The organism is Xanthomonas sp. fls2-241-TYG-148, from assembly GCF_030208815.1.
Lineage (GTDB): Bacteria > Pseudomonadota > Gammaproteobacteria > Xanthomonadales > Xanthomonadaceae > Xanthomonas > Xanthomonas campestris.
On sequence record NZ_JARVTE010000006.1, the window covers coordinates 45,447 to 61,996 of the forward strand.

At 66.7% G+C, this 16,550-nt stretch carries 22 protein-coding genes; 15 read left to right on the forward strand and 7 right to left on the reverse strand.

The window, feature by feature from the left end:
* Nucleotides 1–68: 68 nt before the first annotated feature.
* The 4 genes from QRM60_RS09375 to QRM60_RS09390 all read left to right on the forward strand — a co-directional run bounded on the left by QRM60_RS09375 (nucleotide 69) and on the right by QRM60_RS09390 (nucleotide 2,393).
* Complete coding sequence (locus tag QRM60_RS09375; protein WP_115557190.1) at nucleotides 69–614, forward strand: tail fiber protein; 546 nt, start codon at nucleotides 69–71, stop codon at nucleotides 612–614.
* A 74-nt stretch (nucleotides 615–688) separates the two neighbouring features.
* Nucleotides 689–1,216 carry a tail fiber protein gene (locus tag QRM60_RS09380; protein ID WP_012439714.1) on the forward strand — a complete coding sequence of 176 codons (528 nt, stop codon included), beginning with the start codon at nucleotides 689–691 and terminating at the stop codon, nucleotides 1,214–1,216.
* Nucleotides 1,217–1,276: 60 nt separating this feature from the next.
* Complete coding sequence (locus QRM60_RS09385) at nucleotides 1,277–1,816, forward strand: tail fiber protein (protein ID WP_011039265.1); 540 nt, start codon at nucleotides 1,277–1,279, stop codon at nucleotides 1,814–1,816.
* A 64-nt stretch (nucleotides 1,817–1,880) separates the two neighbouring features.
* The gene (locus QRM60_RS09390) at nucleotides 1,881–2,393 is read left to right on the forward strand and encodes a GNAT family N-acetyltransferase (RefSeq protein ID WP_193589201.1); all 513 of its coding nucleotides are present in this window, start codon (nucleotides 1,881–1,883) and stop codon (nucleotides 2,391–2,393) included.
* Here the strand turns inward: QRM60_RS09390 and QRM60_RS09395 are convergent.
* Nucleotides 2,386–2,673 carry a hypothetical protein gene (locus tag QRM60_RS09395; RefSeq protein ID WP_040942156.1) on the reverse strand — a complete coding sequence of 96 codons (288 nt, stop codon included), beginning with the start codon at nucleotides 2,671–2,673 and terminating at the stop codon, nucleotides 2,386–2,388. The genes QRM60_RS09390 and QRM60_RS09395 overlap by 8 nt on opposite strands.
* Before the next feature lie 239 nt (nucleotides 2,674–2,912).
* Here QRM60_RS09395 and QRM60_RS09400 point away from each other — a divergent pair, with 239 nt between their 5' ends.
* From QRM60_RS09400 to QRM60_RS09425, 6 genes are all read left to right on the forward strand, one after another.
* The gene (locus QRM60_RS09400; RefSeq protein WP_042595386.1) at nucleotides 2,913–3,707 is read left to right on the forward strand and encodes an ABC transporter ATP-binding protein; all 795 of its coding nucleotides are present in this window, start codon (nucleotides 2,913–2,915) and stop codon (nucleotides 3,705–3,707) included.
* Nucleotides 3,707–4,456: an MlaE family lipid ABC transporter permease subunit gene (locus QRM60_RS09405; protein WP_012439718.1), complete on the forward strand. Its 750-nt coding sequence runs from the start codon at nucleotides 3,707–3,709 to the stop codon at nucleotides 4,454–4,456. The genes QRM60_RS09400 and QRM60_RS09405 overlap by 1 nt, the downstream gene beginning before the upstream one ends.
* Nucleotides 4,457–4,564: 108 nt before the next feature.
* Nucleotides 4,565–5,107, forward strand: a complete 543-nt coding sequence (gene mlaD / locus QRM60_RS09410; RefSeq protein WP_014509648.1) for an outer membrane lipid asymmetry maintenance protein MlaD — start codon at nucleotides 4,565–4,567, stop codon at nucleotides 5,105–5,107.
* Nucleotides 5,104–5,769 (forward strand): ABC transporter substrate-binding protein, encoded by a 666-nt coding sequence (locus QRM60_RS09415; protein ID WP_070694076.1) that lies wholly within the window; start codon nucleotides 5,104–5,106, stop codon nucleotides 5,767–5,769. The genes mlaD and QRM60_RS09415 overlap by 4 nt, the downstream gene beginning before the upstream one ends.
* Entirely contained in the window at nucleotides 5,759–6,052 is a 294-nt protein-coding gene (locus QRM60_RS09420) for an STAS domain-containing protein (protein ID WP_012439719.1), read from the forward strand. Before QRM60_RS09415 ends, QRM60_RS09420 begins: the two co-directional genes overlap by 11 nt.
* 11 nt (nucleotides 6,053–6,063) lie before the next feature.
* Nucleotides 6,064–7,119, forward strand: a complete 1,056-nt coding sequence (locus QRM60_RS09425; protein ID WP_285446064.1) for a VacJ family lipoprotein — start codon at nucleotides 6,064–6,066, stop codon at nucleotides 7,117–7,119.
* Between the two features lie 153 nt (nucleotides 7,120–7,272).
* Here the strand turns inward: QRM60_RS09425 and QRM60_RS09430 are convergent, their stop codons facing one another.
* The 6 genes from QRM60_RS09430 to QRM60_RS09455 form a co-directional block, all read right to left on the reverse strand.
* Complete coding sequence (locus tag QRM60_RS09430) at nucleotides 7,273–7,626, reverse strand: lysozyme inhibitor LprI family protein (RefSeq protein WP_014509651.1); 354 nt, start codon at nucleotides 7,624–7,626, stop codon at nucleotides 7,273–7,275.
* A 234-nt stretch (nucleotides 7,627–7,860) separates the two neighbouring features.
* Nucleotides 7,861–8,406, reverse strand: coding sequence for a glutathione peroxidase (locus tag QRM60_RS09435; protein ID WP_285446065.1), 546 nt, complete (start codon nucleotides 8,404–8,406; stop codon nucleotides 7,861–7,863).
* A gap of 83 nt (nucleotides 8,407–8,489) precedes the next feature.
* Entirely contained in the window at nucleotides 8,490–8,867 is a 378-nt protein-coding gene (locus QRM60_RS09440; RefSeq protein ID WP_161963442.1) for a hypothetical protein, read from the reverse strand.
* Between the two features lie 462 nt (nucleotides 8,868–9,329).
* Nucleotides 9,330–10,862, reverse strand: coding sequence for a DNA recombination protein RmuC (gene rmuC, locus QRM60_RS09445; RefSeq protein WP_285446118.1), 1,533 nt, complete (start codon nucleotides 10,860–10,862; stop codon nucleotides 9,330–9,332).
* Nucleotides 10,863–11,304: 442 nt separating this feature from the next.
* On the reverse strand, nucleotides 11,305–11,544 hold the full coding sequence (locus tag QRM60_RS09450) for a zinc-binding dehydrogenase (protein WP_285446066.1): 240 nt from the start codon (nucleotides 11,542–11,544) through the stop codon (nucleotides 11,305–11,307).
* A complete protein-coding gene (locus tag QRM60_RS09455) occupies nucleotides 11,541–12,548 on the reverse strand; it encodes a zinc-binding alcohol dehydrogenase family protein (protein ID WP_285446067.1) in 1,008 nt (335 codons plus the stop codon). Before QRM60_RS09455 ends, QRM60_RS09450 begins: the two co-directional genes overlap by 4 nt.
* Nucleotides 12,549–12,643: 95 nt before the next feature.
* On the opposite strand from QRM60_RS09455, the gene QRM60_RS09460 reads away from it, so the two are divergent.
* The 5 genes from QRM60_RS09460 (at nucleotide 12,644) to QRM60_RS09480 (ending at nucleotide 16,434) form a co-directional block, all read left to right on the forward strand.
* Complete coding sequence (locus QRM60_RS09460; protein ID WP_285446068.1) at nucleotides 12,644–13,564, forward strand: LysR family transcriptional regulator; 921 nt, start codon at nucleotides 12,644–12,646, stop codon at nucleotides 13,562–13,564.
* Nucleotides 13,565–13,667: 103 nt separating this feature from the next.
* Nucleotides 13,668–13,898, forward strand: a complete 231-nt coding sequence (locus QRM60_RS09465; RefSeq protein WP_285446119.1) for a hypothetical protein — start codon at nucleotides 13,668–13,670, stop codon at nucleotides 13,896–13,898.
* A gap of 91 nt (nucleotides 13,899–13,989) precedes the next feature.
* Complete coding sequence (locus QRM60_RS09470) at nucleotides 13,990–14,241, forward strand: hypothetical protein (RefSeq protein WP_285446069.1); 252 nt, start codon at nucleotides 13,990–13,992, stop codon at nucleotides 14,239–14,241.
* Between the two features lie 44 nt (nucleotides 14,242–14,285).
* Nucleotides 14,286–14,666 carry a hypothetical protein gene (locus QRM60_RS09475; protein WP_285446070.1) on the forward strand — a complete coding sequence of 127 codons (381 nt, stop codon included), beginning with the start codon at nucleotides 14,286–14,288 and terminating at the stop codon, nucleotides 14,664–14,666.
* Nucleotides 14,667–15,018: 352 nt separating this feature from the next.
* Nucleotides 15,019–16,434: an amino acid permease gene (locus tag QRM60_RS09480; protein ID WP_012439724.1), complete on the forward strand. Its 1,416-nt coding sequence runs from the start codon at nucleotides 15,019–15,021 to the stop codon at nucleotides 16,432–16,434.
* Nucleotides 16,435–16,550: the final 116 nt, after the last annotated feature.

The window sequence follows — 16,550 nt, forward strand, 5'->3', positions numbered from 1 at the left end:
CTGGACAAGTATCTGTACGAATAACCCCGACACGCGGTCGGTGTTGCACTTACGGGAAGGAAATCCGCATGAGCGAGTTTTTCATGGGTCAGATCATGATGACCGGCTTCGTTTTCGCGCCAAAATATTTCGCGCAGTGCAATGGGCAGTTGCTGCCGGTCAACCAGAACCAGGCGCTCTTCAGCTTGCTTGGTACGCGCTTCGGCGGCAATGGAAGTACCACCTTCGCGCTGCCGGACATGCGCGGGCGCACACCGGTCGGCTTTGCGCCATCTGCAGATCCGGCCTGGCAACCGCCGCCGCTACCGATGGGCCAGAACTCCGGCGCCGAGAACGTTTCGCTGCTGGCCGACAACCTGCCAGCGCACAACCATTTGCTGGAGGGTTCCAGCGCTGCGGGCAACAACCGTAGTCCCAGCGGCCGCTCTTTCGGCACCAATGCCAGCACGACCGGTCCGGCCACCGCGCTGTATGCGGCGCCGGGACCCCTGGTGGCAATGAATCCAGCAACCGTGGCTCAGGCCGGTGGCAGCCAGCCGCATCCGAACCTGCAGCCGTACACCACGCTCAATTTCTGCATCGCGCTGTCCGGCATCTTTCCCTCGCGCAGCTAGCGCGGGGGCTGCATTTCATAAACGCAGCGTGCCACCGCCGCGGGGCAGCGCGCCCGTCGACCAGAAAGGACACCATGGCCACTCCATTCATCGGCGAGATCCGCATGTTCGGCTTCGGGCGTACTCCGCAAGGCTGGCAGGCCTGCGACGGCAGCCTGTTATCGATCTCCGACTACGAGGTGCTGTTCATGCTAATCGGCACCACCTACGGCGGCGATGGGCAGAACACCTTCGCGGTACCGGATCTGCGCGGGCGCGTGCCGCTGCATCAGGGCCAGGGCCCGGGCCTGAGCAACTACGTGATCGCCCAGACGGCTGGCACCGAGACAGTTGCACTGACCGGACTGCAGTTGCCGGCGCACACGCATACGTTGGTGGCCACAACCGCTGCCGCGACGGCCACCGCGCCGTCCGGCCTATTGCCTGGCACAGTCACCGGCGACGTGTTCTACGCGACCGACACCACCGGTGCCACGGCAGCGCCGATGGCCACGCAGTCGACCACGATCACCGGCGGTGGCCTGGCGCACGAGAACACCATGCCGACCTTGACGGTGCAGTACTGCATTTCCACTGTCGGCATTTTCCCGCAGCAGAGCTGAGCCCATTCACCGCGCCGCGCTCGGTGCGGTGCCTGCACGTTCTACAGAAGGACCTCGTTCATGACCGAACCCTATATCGGCGAAATCCAGCTATTCGGCTTCGATTTCAATCCCGTCGGCTGGGCGTTGTGCAACGGCGCCACGCTGCCGCTGCAGCAGAACACCACGCTGTACTCGCTGCTCGGCATCGTCTATGGCGGTAACGGCACGACCACGTTTCAACTGCCGAACTTCTGTGGACGCGCCGGCTGCGAGCAGGGGCAGGGCCCGGGACTGAGCAGCCGGCAGTTGGGTAATAGCTTCGGCACGGCCGCCGTGAGCCTGTTGCCCACGCAGATCCCGCCGCACCAGCATGGCGTCAGCGCGTTCACGCAACCGGATTCGACCAAGAAAAGCGGCACGCCCGCCAATGGCGCAGCGCTTTCAGCGCTGGGCGGCAGCACAGCACGCCCGTTCGTGACGGTGACACAACCCGACACCCAGTTCTCGCCGGCGGCGCTGCTGCCAACCGGCAACGGCCTGGCCCACCAGAACCAGCAACCGTATCTGGCGGTGAATTTCTGCATTGCATTGTCTGGCACCTATCCACAGTTCGATTGACGCCATGCAGGGCGATGCTTCCGCGACTCCAACGAGCGTGTATCCGCAAGCAGCGTGCGAGCGCATGCCTGCACTGCTTGCGCACCGCATCGCACTGCGCGCCGAACACGACACCGATGTGCCTTGGCTACGCGATCTCTATGCCGGCACACGCAGCGACGAACTGGCGCACGTCCCCTGGCCGGAGGCGACCAAGCGCGCGTTTGTGGATCAGCAGTTCGCACTGCAACGCACGCATTATCGGCAGCATTATCCCGACGCCGACTTTCTGATCGTACAGACGCCGGACGAACGCATCGGCCGGCTGTATCTTCAACGCGCAGCCGTGCAGCACGTGCTGGTCGATATCAGTCTGTTATCGCATTGGCGCGGCAAGGGCGTGGGCACCGCATTGATCATGCATGCGCAGAGGTTGGCGCAGGCCGCAGGCTGTGGCGTGGCATTGCACGTCTTGCATGCCAATCCTGCGGCGCGCCGGCTTTATGCGCGCCTGGGCTTTCTCGCACGCGACGCCAGCAGTACCCACCTTGCGATGCACTGGCAGCCCGCCGGGAGGGCGGCCACGCCACTCAGTTGAAGATCGCCTGATACAAAAAGCCGTCGCGCTCGCGTGCTACCGGCACAAGAAACACCCCGACCTCGCCCAGCCGGCTGTGCCGTAGCTGATAGATCTGCTGTGGAAACAGAAACGCCGAACTGTTGCGGAACAGCAGCGAGAACGGCGCCCGGTGCACCGCCTGCGTGGTCGGCAGCGGGCGTGCCTCGACCAGCACAAAGGGAATCTCGCCGTCGTTCAAGGCAGCAGAGAAGGTGTCGTTGACGCTTCCTGCGAAGTGTTCCAGGGTCAGCAAATCCATCTGCACGCTCGGGCTGGCTAAGGCGGCTCCATCATCTACGTGCAGGCATACCTCACACAACGTAACCATGTACGAACCCCGTGCTGCGTCACGCTCGTGAGACGGGGCGTTGCAGTTGTGGGGACGTTGGCCATCTGTCTGCGGTACAGGCGCATGCGACAATACTGCACGCACCGGTTCGGTTATGTTCAGCCGTGTGACGGTTACTCTATCGCGTTGGAATTCTGTTAAAGGCTGCAATGACGGCGTCCGAATCCCCTGTCGTGCAATTGTCCGGTGTCCGCATCGATCGCGGCGGACGCGCGATCCTGCGCGATGTGTCGCTGGATGTCCCACGCGGCAGCATCACGGCCGTGCTCGGTCCCTCCGGCAGCGGCAAGTCCACCTTGCTGGCGGCACTGACTGGCGAATTGCGCCCGGTGGCCGGCCGCGTGACCTTGTTCGGCCAGGAAATTCCGCGCGGTAGCCGGGCGCTGCTGGAGATGCGCCGCAATGTTGGCGTGCTGCTGCAGGGCAATGGCCTGTTGACCGACCTGAGCGTGGCCGACAACGTCGCGCTGCCGCTGCGCACGCATACCCGCCTGCCGGCGCCGGTGCTGCAGCGCCTGGTGCAGATGAAACTGCATGCGGTCGGCCTGCTGGCCGCGGCCGATGCCTGGCCGCGTGAGTTGTCCGGCGGCATGGCGCGGCGTGTGGCACTGGCGCGCGCCCTGGCGCTGGACCCGCCGCTGATGATCTACGACGAGCCGCTGACCGGGCTGGACCCGATCGCCTCGGGCGTGATCATGAGCCTGATCCAGCGCCTCAACGACAGCCTGGGCCTGACCAGCATCATCGTCAGCCACCACGTGCACGAGACGCTGCCGATCTGCGACCAGGCCGTGGTGATCGCCAATGGCGGCATCGTGTTCGCCGGCACCCCCGAGCAGCTGCAGGACAGCACCGACCCGCTCGTGCAGCAGTTCCTGCACGGCCAGCCGGACGGCCCGATCCCGTTCGATGCGGCGCCGCGCCGCGACCGGAGTGCTGCCTGATGGCTATTGCCGAATCGATCCGTGCCTTCGGCCGCGCCGGGCTGTTCTCGCTGACCGTGCTGCGCGGCTCGCTGCCCACACGCGATTTCATTGCCGAGCTGGTGCGCGAGATCTACAAGGTCGGCGCGCGCTCGCTGCCGATCATCGCCGTGGGTGGCGCCTTCGTCGGCTTGGTGCTGACGCTGCAGGGCTATCGCACGCTCACCACTTATGGCGCCTCCGATGCGCTGTCCACCTTGCTTGGCCTGTCGCTGTACCGCGAGCTGGCGCCGGTGCTCACCGCGTTGTTGTTCATCGGCCGCGCCGGCAGTTCGATCGCCGCCGAGCTGGGCCTGATGCGGGCCACCGACCAGATCAAGGCGCTGGAGTTGATGGCCATCGACCCGGTGGCCAAGGCGGTGGCGCCGCGCTTCTGGGCCGCGGTGCTGACGGTGCCGTTGTTGACCGGCGTGTTCTGCTCGCTGGCCATTACCGGCGGCTATTTCGAAGCCGTCCACGTGCTGGGCATCGACAACGGCACCTTCTGGTCGGGGCTGAGCAACAGCGTGGATTTCTGGGACGACTTCGGCGTGGCGATGCTCAAGTCGGCGATCTTCGGCGGTACTGCTGCGCTGGTGGCCGCCTACGTGGGCTTCCATGCCGAGCCCACCATCGAAGGCACCTCGATCGCCACCACGCGTGCGGTGGTCAACGCCTCGCTGCTGGTGCTGATGTTCAATTTCGTGCTGTCGGCCATGTTGTTCCGATGATCTACCGCTCTTCTCGCACCCGCCCGCAACCTGCGGTGTGTGGACCCACCGAACCATCCGCTCCGATCCGCATCGGGGCACCTGCACCACCAGGAGTGAGATAACCCCATGGCCATGCGTGGACCACGACTCGAATTTGCCGTCGGCGCGTTTCTGCTGCTGACCCTGGCCTCGCTGCTGGTACTGGCGGTGGCCTCGACCAACCAGCGCTGGGGCTTTGGCTCCAGCCAGTACACCCTGATTGCGCGCTTCAGCCAGATCGGCCAGCTGCGCCCGCAGGCGCCGGTGAAGATCGGCGGCGTCACCATTGGCAAGGTCTCCGACATCAGCCTGGATCCGACCAAGTTCGATTCGGTGGTGACCCTGTCGCTGGACACCAAATACAAGGATCTGCCCGCCGACACCTCGGCCGGCATCTTCACCAGCGGCCTGCTGGGCGAGAGCTATATCGGGCTGCAGCCGGGCGGCGACCCGGAGACGCTCAAGCCGGGCGACGAAATCGGCTTCACCCAACCGGCGGTGGATCTGCTGCAGCTGGTCGGCAAATACATGTTCAGTGGTGGCGGCGGCAGCAGTAATGCCCCCGCTGCCAACGGCCAGGCGCCCGCGCCTGCGCAGCCCGCCTCCCCCTCTACGGAACCAACCCCATGAAGACCACCCTGCTCTCCGCTGTCCTGGCCTCGACCCTGCTGGTGTGCGCACCGGCCACGGTGCTGGCACAGCCGGCCACCGCCAGCGCGCCTGCTGCCCAGGGCGCGGCCACCAAGACCGTCATCGACAGCAGCACCCGCATCCTGTCCACGCTGGATCAGCGCCGCGCCGAATTCCGCGGCAACCCGGCCGCCCTGCGCCAGTACATCAATGGCGAATTGAACAAGGCCTTCGATCGTGATTACTCGGCCCGCCTGGTGCTGGGCGTGCACGGCCGCGGCGCCTCCGATGCGGACGTCAAGCTGTTTGCCGATGCGCTGGCCGAGAACCTGATGCAGCGCTACGGCACTGCCCTGTTGAACTTCGAAGGCAAGCCGACCTTCCGCGCCAAGTCTGAAAGCGCGCTGCCGGGCAACCGCGGCGTCAAGGTCTCCACCGACCTGCTGCGCGCCGGCAACGACCCGACCCCGGTCGACTACCTGATGCGCAACAGCGGCGGCCAGTGGAAGATCTTCGACGTGATGATCGAAGGCATCTCCTATGTACAGACCTTCAAGACTCAGTTCGACGGCCCGCTGCGCGAAAAGGGCATCGCCAAGGTCGCGGCCGACCTGCGCAGCGGCAACCTGCAGGTGGGTGCGGCACCGGCCAATGGCCAGTAACGACCAACTGCAGCGCAACGGCGACACGCTGGCGGTAAGCGGCGTGCTCGACCGGGCCGCGGTCACGGATCTGTGGCCGCGCGCGCTCGCGCAACTCGCTGGCGCCCGCACGCTGGATCTTTCCGGTGTACAACGCCTGGACAGCGCCGGCGTGGCGATGCTGGCCGAACTGGCCGCGCGCCTGCGCAGCAACGGCAATGGCACGGTAGTGGGCAAGGCGTCCGGTCTGGACGAATTGTGCGCCGCCTACCGTTTGTCGCCCTCTCTCGATTTTCAGGCCTGAGTGCCACCCCCATGAATCAGTTCCGCTCCCTTTCCCTGTTGGCCTGCCTGCTGCTGGGCGCCTGCGCGAGCCAGACGCCCAAGTCTGCCCCGCCCGCCGCCGATGCTGCTGCCAGCGCCTCCGACACCGCCGTGCGCGACGATGCCGGGGTGACGGCGCAGCCGGCCTCGGCTGGTTTCGCCGCGCCCGACGCCCTGCCCGCCACTGCGGCGACTGCAGAGGCCGAGCCGGCCAGCAGCGCTGCCGACAGCGGCACGCCTGGCGCGCCGACCGCGGCCGAAGATGATTTCGACGCCTTGTACGGCTCCACCACGCCGCAAGCCGGCGGCGCAGCCGCAGGCCCGGCCCTGCCTGGCGGGGCCCCGGCCTACGACCCGTGGGAGCGCTACAACCGCGGCATGCACCGCTTCAACCTGGCGGTGGACCGCGGCGTGGCCCGGCCGCTGGCGACCGGCTACACCAAGGTGGTGCCGCGCCCGGCGCGCCTGGGCGTGACCAACTTCTTCGACAACCTGGGTTCGCCGCTGACCATGGTCAACCAGCTGCTGCAGGGCCACCCGGTCTACGCGGTGCAGACCCTGGGCCGCTTCGTGATGAACTCCACGCTGGGCGTGGCCGGCCTGTTCGACCCGGCCAGCGCCGCCGGCATCCCGCGCCGTAGCGAAGACTTCGGCCAGACGCTGGGCGTGTGGGGCTGGCGCAACTCGCGCTACTTCGAGCTGCCGCTGTTCGGCCCACGCACGGTGCGCGACACCTTCGGCCTGGGCGGCGACATTCCGCTCTCGCCGCTACGCCAGCTCGACGACAGCGGCGCACGCTTCGCCCTGCAGGGCCTGCAGCTGGTGGACACCCGCGCGCAGCTGATGTCGCTGGATTCACTGCGCGACCAGGCCCCGGACGAATACGCCCTGACCCGCGATGCCTGGATGCAGCGCCGCAACTACCAGATCACCCGCGACCTGCGCAGCCAGCGCAAGGAAGACGGCGAGTTGCCGGACTACCTGCGCGAAGACAAGGACAGCACGGTCCCGGTGGACGCCATGCCGATCCCGCAGTGGATTCGCTGATGGGTGGGTGAGTAGTTTGCTGCACAACAAAAAAGCCCGGGAGCGATCCCGGGCTTTTTTGTTGCGGCGCATGCCGCCCTGCTCCGCGTGATACGTGCAGCGTGTTGGTACCGATGCCTTCTGCTTCAGGCAGGCGTTCGTCCGATGGCAGTGTTATTTACCGGACCGCAGCGCCGGTTCGGGCATGACGGAAGGAGTGCGATCGGCGTAGGTGAGGTAGCTCTTCCATAGATCATGGGAGCGCTGATCGTTGAGATCGACGCGACAGCTCGCCGCTTTCGCCAGCGCGACTGATGCGGTGCCCCACAACACACGCACATTGCCGCATTGCCTTTCGCTATAAGTCCGCCAGGCAGCTTGCGCTGCATCGAACGCATCGGCTGACAGACCGAAATCTGTCAGCGCCCTTGTGCGTGCCGCCTGTAGATAGTCGTCGAGGTGTGCCTGCGACTGCGCAACCTCTTTGGTCCAGCAAGCATTGCTCTGCGCAGTCGTCGCAAGGTCCACACATAGATCAGATGCATGTGCTGAACCGCAGCAAAGAAGGCTCAGGAGTGGAAGTAGGTGCCTCACGGTGCCTCTTTGGCTTTCACGCATTGCTCTTCTCTACGTCTGCACGGTCAGTCAACATGGGCTGCAACTGCTGAGACCGCCCGCGTGGCAGCGCCCTGTTCGACCGAACTCGAACAGGTGGCTGACTGGATGACGAGTCGCAACATGTCTTTGTCCAAGCAGCCCGGGTTAGTGCGCCAACGCCGCATCCACGGCCTGACGCAGGCGGGCGTCATCGGCGGCGACGTCGGGTGCGAAGCGTTCGATGACCTGGCCATCGCGGCCGATCAGGAATTTTTCGAAGTTCCACAGCACGCCCGGTGCCGGATTGGCGGCGACGCCGTAGCCGGCCAGCTTTTCGCGCATCGGGCCATCGCCGGTGGCCTGCGGCTGTGCGCTGGTCAGCGCCTGGTACAACGGATGGATCTCGGCGCCGGTGACGGCGATCTTGGAGAACAGCGGGAAGGTGATGTCATAGGTGAGCTGGCAGAACTGGGCGATCTCCGCCTCGCTGCCGGGCTCCTGCCCATTGAAGTCGTTGGCCGGGAAACCCAGCACCTCCAGGCCCTGGGCCTGCTTGTCGCGGTACAGCGCTTCCAGGCCTTCGTACTGCGGGGTCAGCCCGCACTTGGAGGCGACGTTGACCACCAGCAGCACCTTGCCGCGATGCGCGGCCAGGCTGGTGGCGCCACCGTTGATGTCGGTCACGGGAATGTCGTGGATGCTCTGGCTCATCGGTGCGTCCTGTTGGAGGAAGCGCCAGAGCATAACCGCCGGGCGAGCGCGAGCGCTGCACCCGGCGCGCCGAGGTCAGCGGATCAATCGATGCACAGCGCTGCCTGACCCATGCCGCCGACCACTTCCTGGCGGCAGCCGAAGCGATCGCTGTCGCGCTGGCAGGTGCCGCTGGTGGCGGTGCCGGTGGGCACGATGCTGGTGGCCAGGCAATCACCGCTGCAATCCGAATTGTCGGTGCAGGTCTTGCCGGCATCGGCGTAGGGCACCACACACCGCGGCGTCTGCATGCGGCCTACCGGACGCATCTGACCGCCTTTGGCGGTGCAGGCGGCAGCGTCTGCGGATGTTGATGGTGCAGGTGTCACACCCGCCGCCTGGGACGGTTGCGTGGTGGGCGTATTGCTGCAGGCGGCCAGCAGCAGTGCGGACAGTGTCGTGTACATCCATCGGCTCGACATGCGGGCTTCTTCTTGAACAAGGTGAGGCAAGCATCGCGGCTGGTGTGTCTGCGTGGCGTGCTCGGGGTGGACGATGTCTGCGGCTGCGGCGTGGGGGCGTAGCCGGGAGCACTGCGGCGTCACAGGGAAGGCCTCATCGCGCCCGAGGGCGCTCCCACGGGAGATCCGTTGCGAGGTGAGAGCTTGCCGATTACGTGGCTTGTGCGTCGATTTGCAGCGGGGTGGATCACTACCAAACGCGCGGCGGCTACGAGATGGCTTCGGCCGTGTAGGAGCGCCCTTAGGCGCGATGGGGCGTTATCGGGAATGCCTCGTCGCGCCCGAGGGCGCTCCTACAGAAGGCGGTTCGATGCGCCGGGTGCGGCTGTGCGGTGAATGGCTTGCCCGCGCTGGTTACGGTGTGGCCGGCTCACCGTTGGGCGTGCGCACGAAAGATCCGCACTGGCACGCTGCCCGCCACACTCATTCCTGCTCGTCACCGGCCTCGTCATCACTGCTGCCGGTGTCGTCGTTGCCGGTGTCGTCGAGCAGCGCCTGCGATTGCTCGCCGGCCAGGGTTTCCACGCCGCGCAGGCGGCGCTCGATGGTGCGGGTCTTGCGGCTGGCTTCGCCCAGGCTCTTGCCGACCGTGGTGATCTGCCGCTCGGCCTTTTCGAGAATGCCGGCGAACTTGCCGAACTCGCTCTTCACCGCGCCCAGCACCTGCCAGACCTCGCTGGAGCGCTTTTCGATCGCCAGGGTCCGGAAGCCCATCTGCAGGCTGTTGAGCAGGGCGGTAAACGTGGTTGGCCCGGCCAGCACCACGCGATGTTCGCGCTGCAACAGGTCGACGAGCCCGGCACGGCGGATCACTTCGGCGTACAGGCCTTCGGTGGGCAGGAACATCACTGCGAAGTCGGTGGTGTGCGGCGGGCAGACGTACTTGTCGCTGATGGATTTGGCCTGGATGCGGATGGCGCGTTCCAACTGTGCGGTCGAACTCTTGATCGCGTCGAGGTCGCCCTTTTCCTGCGCGTCGATCAGGCGTTCGTAGTCCTCGCGCGGGAACTTGGCATCGACCGGCAGCCACACCACCGTGTCGTCGCCTCGCCCTGGCAGGCGGATCGCGAAATCCACCGCTTCTGCGCTGTCGGGCTTGACCCGTACGCTGCGCGCGTATTGCTCCATCGTCAGCGTCTGCTCCAGGATGTTCTCCAGCTGCACTTCGCCCCAGCCTCCGCGGTCCTTGACGTTGGTGAGCACGCGCTTGAGGTCGCCCACGCCGGTGGCCAGCTGCTGCATTTCGCCCAGGCCGCGCTGCACCTGCTCCAGCCGCTCTGATACCAGCTTGAAGGAGGCGTCCAGGCGCGTGTTGAGGGTGGTCTGCAGTTTCTCGTCGACGGTGGCGCGCATCAGTTCCAGCTTGCTGGCGTTGTCGCTCTGCAGGCTGGCCAGCTGTTGCTCGAGCGTGGCGCGCATCTCGCCGATGCGCAGTTCGTTGCGCTGGGTCAGCTCGGTCAGGCGTTGGCCCAGCGCTTCGGTGAAGCGCTGCTGCGACTCGCCCGCTTCGGCGCGGCCCTTGCGCGCGTCCTCGGCGAGCGCTTCACGCAGCGCGGCCATGTGGGTGTCGGTGCGTGCGATCAGCTCGGTGAGTTGCTGCCCGAACACGTGGATACGGGCTTCCTGCTGCTGGCCAAAACCATCGAGCTGGGTGCGCAATTCAGTCAGCCGCCCGGTGAGCAGCTCGCCGGTGCGCAGCTGCGCCTGGGTGCTTTCTTCGCGTGCCTTGCGGGCATCTTCGCCGAGCGCGTCGCGCAGCAGGTCCAGGCGCTGGTCGGTGCGGGTGGAGAGCTCGGTGAGATTGCGCGCGAAGGTTTCCAGGCGGCCATCCTGCTGCCGCGCCAGGCCTTCGAGTTGTTCGCGTAGTTCGCCGCGGCCGTCGCGTTGTTCGGCGCGCAGCGCCTGCTCCAGCCCGGTGGTGGAAGAGCGCCGCAGCAGCATGGCCAGCTGCAGCACGAAGACTGCGCACAGCAGCCCGATGAGGATGAGGGATTCGGATGACATGCGCGCAGTGTAGCGGTGCCGGTCGCAGCAGCTGCGTCAGTGGGTGGCCGGCTGCAGGGTCGGCGTAGCGGCTGCCTGATGTCGGGAGGGCGCGCGCTGGTTCGGGGTGAACTGCGTGGCGCGCGCTGGCGGTGCACTGCGACCTGCGCCGTACTGCAACGACCGACTGCGCGGCCGTCTGCCACGCGCAATCGGTCCTTAGCGGGATTGATCGCAACACCATGCACAGACCGATGCCGCCATCCACACATCGCGTGCCATCGCTCGCAATCCAGGCCTCATCACCGCAGCGCAGCCGCCGCCGACCTGGTGCCCGCCCTGCATCGCGCGCGAAGGCGAGACGCGCTGTGGCGCCACATCCGCAGCGGCCACCGCCATCACGACTACCGCTCGTTCAAAACCCCTCCAGCACCAGCTTGCCGCGGGTGCGCTGCGATTCCAGCGCCGCGTGCGCGTGGCACAGGTTGTCCACGGTGATGCAGCCGTCGTGCTCGCCCAGCGTCGTGCGCAGCACGCCGGACTCCACCAGTTCGGCGATACGGTTGAGCAGGTGATGCTGGGCGATCGTGTCATCGGTGGCGGACAGCGAGCCGGTGAACATCAACGCCCCGCGCAGCGGCCACCGCTCGCTCAAAACCCTTCCAGCACCAGCTTGCCGCGGGTGCGGTGCGATTCCAGCGCGGCGTGTGCGCGGCGCAGGTTGTCCACGGTGATGCGGCCGTAGTGCTCGCCTAGCGTGGTGCGCAGCACGCCGGACTCCACCAGCGCGGCGACGCGGTTGAGCAGGTGGTGCTGGGCGATCATGTCGTCGGTGGCGAACAGCGAGCGGGTGAACATCAGTTCCCAGTGCAGCGACAGACTCTTGCGCTTGAGCGGCAGCGCATCGAGCGTGGCGGGGTCGTCGATCAGCGCCAGCTGGCCTTGCGGGGCGAGCACCTCGACCAATTGCGCGAAGTGCTGGTCGGTATGGGTGAGGCTGGCCACATGTTGCACATGGGCGATGCCGATGCGCTGCAGGCCGGCGGCCAGCGGCTCGGTGTGGTCGATCACATGATGGGCGCCGAGCGCATAGACCCAGTCCTGCGTCTGCGGGCGCGAGGCGGTGCCCACCACGGTAAGCTGGGTCAGCGCGCGCGCCAGTTGCACCAGGATCGAGCCGACCCCGCCGGCCGCGCCGACCACCAGCAGGGTCTGGCCTGCGCCGCCGCCTTCGGCAATGCCGAGCCGGTCGAACAGCAGTTCCCAGGCAGTAAGGGCAGTCAGCGGTAACGCGGCGGCGGACGCGTCGTCGAGCGTGGTGGGCTTGCGGCCGACCAGGCGCTCGTCCACCAGGTGGTATTCGGCATTGGTGCCGGGGCGGGTCAACGCGCCGGCGTAGTACACCGCATCGCCCGGCTGGAACAGGGTCACCTCGTCACCGACCGCGTCCACCACGCCGCTGGCGTCCCAGCCGAGCACGCGCGGCGCCTCTACCGGCGCGGTGGCGCGCACCTTGGTGTCGACCGGGTTGACCGAAATGGCGTGGATGCGCACGCGCAGATCGCGCGGGCCGGGCGTGGGCAGTGGCAGGTCGAGCGCAACCAGCGCGCGCGGGTCGTCGATGGGCAGGCCGTGTTGCGGGTAGGCGATGGCTTTCATGGCGGTGGCCGTGGGGCGAGGAGCTGCAGCGTGCGCCATCGCCATTTCCGGAAAAACCGGCAAACTGCGCAAGCAGTTTCACTGTTGGAGAGAAGATGGTCCGGTTCGATGATCTGGCGCTGTTCGTGCGCACCGCGGCGCTGGGCAGTTTTTCCAGTGCCGCGCGCGAGGCCGACCTGTTGCCGGGCCAGGCCAGTGCCGCAGTGGCCCGGCTGGAACGGGCGCTGGACCTGCGCCTGTTTGCACGCTCCACCCGCAGCCTGCGGCTCACCGCCGAGGGCGAGCAGTACCTGCCGTACGCGCGCCAGGTGCTGGAGTTGCTGCGCGATGGCCGCGAGCAGGTGCGCGGCGGCGACCGGGCGCTGCACGGGCTGCTGCAGGTGACCGCGCCGTCGGACCTGGGCCGCAATGTGCTGCTGCCGTGGCTGACCGCGTTCCGCGCCGCGCATCCACGGCTGACGCTGCGCCTGCACCTGTCCGACCAGGTGGCCGACCTGTACCGCGCACCGGTGGATGTGGCGTTCCGGCTGGGGCGCATCGACGACGCCGACCACGTGGCACTGCCGCTGGCGCCGGACAACCGCCGCGTGCTGGTGGCCGCACCGAATTATCTGCACCGGCATGGGCGGCCAAGCACGCTGGAGGCACTGCGCGAGCACGCCTGTCTGCTGTACGTGCTGGCCGGGCGCCCGTACGACCGCTGGCAGTTCGAGGGTGATGGCCGCCGCCAGACCGTGCCGGTGCGTGGGGCGATGCTGTGCGACGACGCCGACGTCGTGCGGCGCTGGGCGGTGGCGGGCGAAGGCATCGCCTATAAGTCGTGGCTGGATGTCTGCGCCGATGTGCAGGCCGGGCGCCTGGAAGTGCTGCTGCCGGCCTACGGCGACCGGCTGCCATTGCAGCTGGTGTGCCCGCATCGCAAGCAGTTCTCGCCCGCCATTCGCCAGCTGCACGCAGACTTCGCGCAGCGCTGTCAGGCGTTGACTGCGCTGTTGCCAGGTCTGCCGGCGAGCTGAGCCACCACCGCGCGCACAGTGGCGCAGGCGGCCGCGTCCGTTGAACGCATCCTCACCGTGGCCGCCCTAGCCTGTGTGCATGGTCACGCGCCGTACTCCCTCGCTGCAGCGCTACGGCAACCGCGATGGCGACTCCGGCGTGGTGGCCTATGCGATCACCACCGGCGCGATCGCGGTGCGATTTCGCAGTGGCGAAACGTACGTGTACACCGACGCCAGTGCCGGCGCCGAGGCGATCGCCACCATGCAACGCCTGGCCGCGGACGGACGCGGATTGAGTACCTACATCAGCCAGCATGTGCGCGAGCGTTACGCCGGCAAACTCGAGCCTTAGCAGTTCGACATGTGCCATGCACACTGGCGTGTTGCATCGCCATGCATGCGGCAACTCGAACGGCAACGCGACAGCAGCGCCACGTTGCAACATGTACGACACCGCCGCCATCGTGATGTTTGCGGGTCCATCGCATCGGCAGTACACAACAACCGCATCCCATTGGGATTGGCCAACGATATCAATGACGCATCAACCGGCCACCAGCGCGATGGCGCTTGATGACGCAACCGCCTGTTTTTTGCGCACATGCAGCGCCGACTGCATCGCAGCAGCACAAGCGGCCCGAAGCAATGCTGCGAAGGCGCGGCATGCAGGCGCACGCGCATTGACCTCAACGTGACCTGCGCGTCGGTAGGCTGACGTTCTCACCTGCGAGGCTGCCTGATGACCACCGTCAAGACCCAAACCCGTTTGCTTGCCCTGGGCCTGTTCGCCTTTCTGGGGCTGTTTGGGGCGATCATCTGGTACCTGATGCGGCCGTACGGCACGGCGTATTTCTTTCCGGTGCATTTCCTGATCGGTGCGGCGCTGCCGTTCCTGATCTATGCCATCGGCGCGACGCGGCTGTGGTTCTGGCTGGGCATGATCGTCACTGCGATCGTGCTGCTGTGGTTCAACTTCTGGGGCCACAATGCCAATGGCGCGGCGCCACGCGTGCTCGACTGGAGCCACTTTGCCGCCGGCGCGATCGGCCTGGCCAGTGCCTGGGCGGTGCAGTTGTTGTATCGGCGCGCACGTCCGCCGCATCGTCCGTCGATCGATTGAGGGTGGCCGACCTTCGCCAGTGTTGGCCGGTGTCGCGCAGCGCGCGCATCACCAACCAATCCGGTCGTCACTGTTGATGGCGATCACCCGCGTCGGCAGAGCATGCCGTGGGAACGGCCGCCGCCATCCATTGCCAGACAGCTCGCACCACCGATGACGCGCCAGCGCTGCTCAAACCGCAACGCCTCACGCGCATCTGCATCGCCACCAGCGGCTGCGTTTCCAGCGCGTCGATCTACTTAACTCCGCGCTGCCACAGCCCGCGCCCGGCGTCGCGTGACCTTGGACCGATAGCTTTGCTGCGCCGCGTTGGGCGACACTCGGGAATTCTTTTGGTTCCTGCGAGGTCCCCATGTCGTCTTGGCTCAGGCGCAAATCCATCGATCAGGTCACCGTGCACGAGGCCGGGCGGCAGCTGGTGCGCAGCCTGAGCTGGCCGCACCTGATCGCACTGGGCATCGGCGCGATCGTCGGCACCGGCATCTACACGCTGATCGGCGTGGGCGCCGACAAGGCCGGCCCGGCGGTGCTGCTCTCGTTTGTGGCCGCCGGCATCGTGTGCGCCTGCGCGGCGCTGGCGTATGCGGAAATGGCCACGATGATGCCGGCCGCCGGCAGTGCCTACACCTACAGCTACACCGCCCTCGGCGAGAGCATCGCCTGGGTGGTGGGCTGGAGCCTGGTGCTGGAATATTCGCTGGTGGTGAGCACGGTGGCGGTGGGCTGGTCGGGCTATTTCGTCGGGTTCCTGCAGTGGTTGGGAGTCAATCTGCCGCATGCATTGATTGCCGGGCCGCACGCCGGCGGCATCGTGAACCTGCCGGCGGTGGTGATCACCTTCCTGGTGGCCGGCATGCTGATGGCCGGCACCAAGGAAAGCGCCACGCTCAATGCGGTGTTGGTGGTGCTGAAGATCATTGCGCTGGGCGTGTTCGTGGCCATTGCCTTGCCGGCGTTCAACAGCGCCAACCTGCAGCCCTTCATGCCCTATGGCTTCTCCAAGGCGATGGGCCCGGATGGCGTGGAGCGCGGGGTGATGGCGGCGGCGGCGATCATCTTCTTCGCGTTCTACGGGTTCGATGCGATCTCCACTGCGGCCGAGGAGACCAAGAACCCGGGGCGCGATCTGTCGATCGGCATCGTCGGTTCGATGATCGGTTGCACGCTGATCTATGTGCTGGTGGCGTTGTCGGCGGTGGGTGCGATGAGCTTCACCGTGTTCGGCAAGAGCCCGGAGCCGTTGGCGCTGATCCTGCGCGAACTCGGCCATGGCAAGGCGGCGCTGGTGATTGGTGCGGTGGCGATCATCGCGCTGCCGACGGTGCTGCTGGCGTTCCTGTACGGGCAGAGCCGCATCTTCTTTGTGATGTCGCGCGACGGGCTGTTGCCGCGCGGCTTGTCCAAGGTCAACGCACGCACCGGCACGCCGGTGGCGATCACCTTGTTCACCGCGGTGCTGGTGGCCGCGTTGGCGGGTGTGGCGCGGCTGGACGAGATTGCCGCGTTGGCCAATGCCGGTACGTTGGCGGCGTTTACGGCGGTGGCGGCGTGTCTGCTGGTGTTGCGCGTGCGCGAACCCACCCGTGCGCGGGCGTTCCGCACGCCGCTGGCCTGGGTCGTGGGGCCAGTGGCGATCCTGGGCTGCCTGTATCTGTTCTGGAGCCTGCCGAGCACCACGCAGGGCTGGTTCCTGGTGTGGAACGCGCTGGGCGTGGTGGTCTACCTGGCCTACGGGCGGCGGAATAGTCGCTTGGGGAAGGTTGGGTAGTTACCTCTCCCGCCGGGAGAAGGTATCCATAGGGCGGATGAGGGGCGCCTCAAATATCTTTCAGTGCCAGCTATGACGAACGCGTCGCCACGCGCCTTCAAGAGTGAATCATCGAT

What these genes read in the sequence shown, in the direction of transcription:
- QRM60_RS09375 (WP_115557190.1), top strand. Translation starts at nt 69, where the DNA reads ATGAGCGAGTTTTTCATGGGTCAGATCATGATGACCGGCTTCGTTTTC.
- QRM60_RS09380 (WP_012439714.1), top strand. Translation starts at nt 689, where the DNA reads ATGGCCACTCCATTCATCGGCGAGATCCGCATGTTCGGCTTCGGGCGT.
- QRM60_RS09385 (WP_011039265.1), top strand. Translation starts at nt 1,277, where the DNA reads ATGACCGAACCCTATATCGGCGAAATCCAGCTATTCGGCTTCGATTTC.
- QRM60_RS09390 (WP_193589201.1), top strand. Translation starts at nt 1,881, where the DNA reads ATGCCTGCACTGCTTGCGCACCGCATCGCACTGCGCGCCGAACACGAC.
- QRM60_RS09395 (WP_040942156.1), bottom strand. Translation starts at nt 2,673, where the DNA reads ATGGATTTGCTGACCCTGGAACACTTCGCAGGAAGCGTCAACGACACC.
- QRM60_RS09400 (WP_042595386.1), top strand. Translation starts at nt 2,913, where the DNA reads ATGACGGCGTCCGAATCCCCTGTCGTGCAATTGTCCGGTGTCCGCATC.
- QRM60_RS09405 (WP_012439718.1), top strand. Translation starts at nt 3,707, where the DNA reads ATGGCTATTGCCGAATCGATCCGTGCCTTCGGCCGCGCCGGGCTGTTC.
- mlaD (WP_014509648.1), top strand. Translation starts at nt 4,565, where the DNA reads ATGGCCATGCGTGGACCACGACTCGAATTTGCCGTCGGCGCGTTTCTG.
- QRM60_RS09415 (WP_070694076.1), top strand. Translation starts at nt 5,104, where the DNA reads ATGAAGACCACCCTGCTCTCCGCTGTCCTGGCCTCGACCCTGCTGGTG.
- QRM60_RS09420 (WP_012439719.1), top strand. Translation starts at nt 5,759, where the DNA reads ATGGCCAGTAACGACCAACTGCAGCGCAACGGCGACACGCTGGCGGTA.
- QRM60_RS09425 (WP_285446064.1), top strand. Translation starts at nt 6,064, where the DNA reads ATGAATCAGTTCCGCTCCCTTTCCCTGTTGGCCTGCCTGCTGCTGGGC.
- QRM60_RS09435 (WP_285446065.1), bottom strand. Translation starts at nt 8,406, where the DNA reads ATGAGCCAGAGCATCCACGACATTCCCGTGACCGACATCAACGGTGGC.
- QRM60_RS09440 (WP_161963442.1), bottom strand. Translation starts at nt 8,867, where the DNA reads ATGTCGAGCCGATGGATGTACACGACACTGTCCGCACTGCTGCTGGCC.
- QRM60_RS09455 (WP_285446067.1), bottom strand. Translation starts at nt 12,548, where the DNA reads ATGAAAGCCATCGCCTACCCGCAACACGGCCTGCCCATCGACGACCCG.
- QRM60_RS09460 (WP_285446068.1), top strand. Translation starts at nt 12,644, where the DNA reads ATGGTCCGGTTCGATGATCTGGCGCTGTTCGTGCGCACCGCGGCGCTG.
- QRM60_RS09470 (WP_285446069.1), top strand. Translation starts at nt 13,990, where the DNA reads ATGTACGACACCGCCGCCATCGTGATGTTTGCGGGTCCATCGCATCGG.
- QRM60_RS09475 (WP_285446070.1), top strand. Translation starts at nt 14,286, where the DNA reads ATGACCACCGTCAAGACCCAAACCCGTTTGCTTGCCCTGGGCCTGTTC.
- QRM60_RS09480 (WP_012439724.1), top strand. Translation starts at nt 15,019, where the DNA reads ATGTCGTCTTGGCTCAGGCGCAAATCCATCGATCAGGTCACCGTGCAC.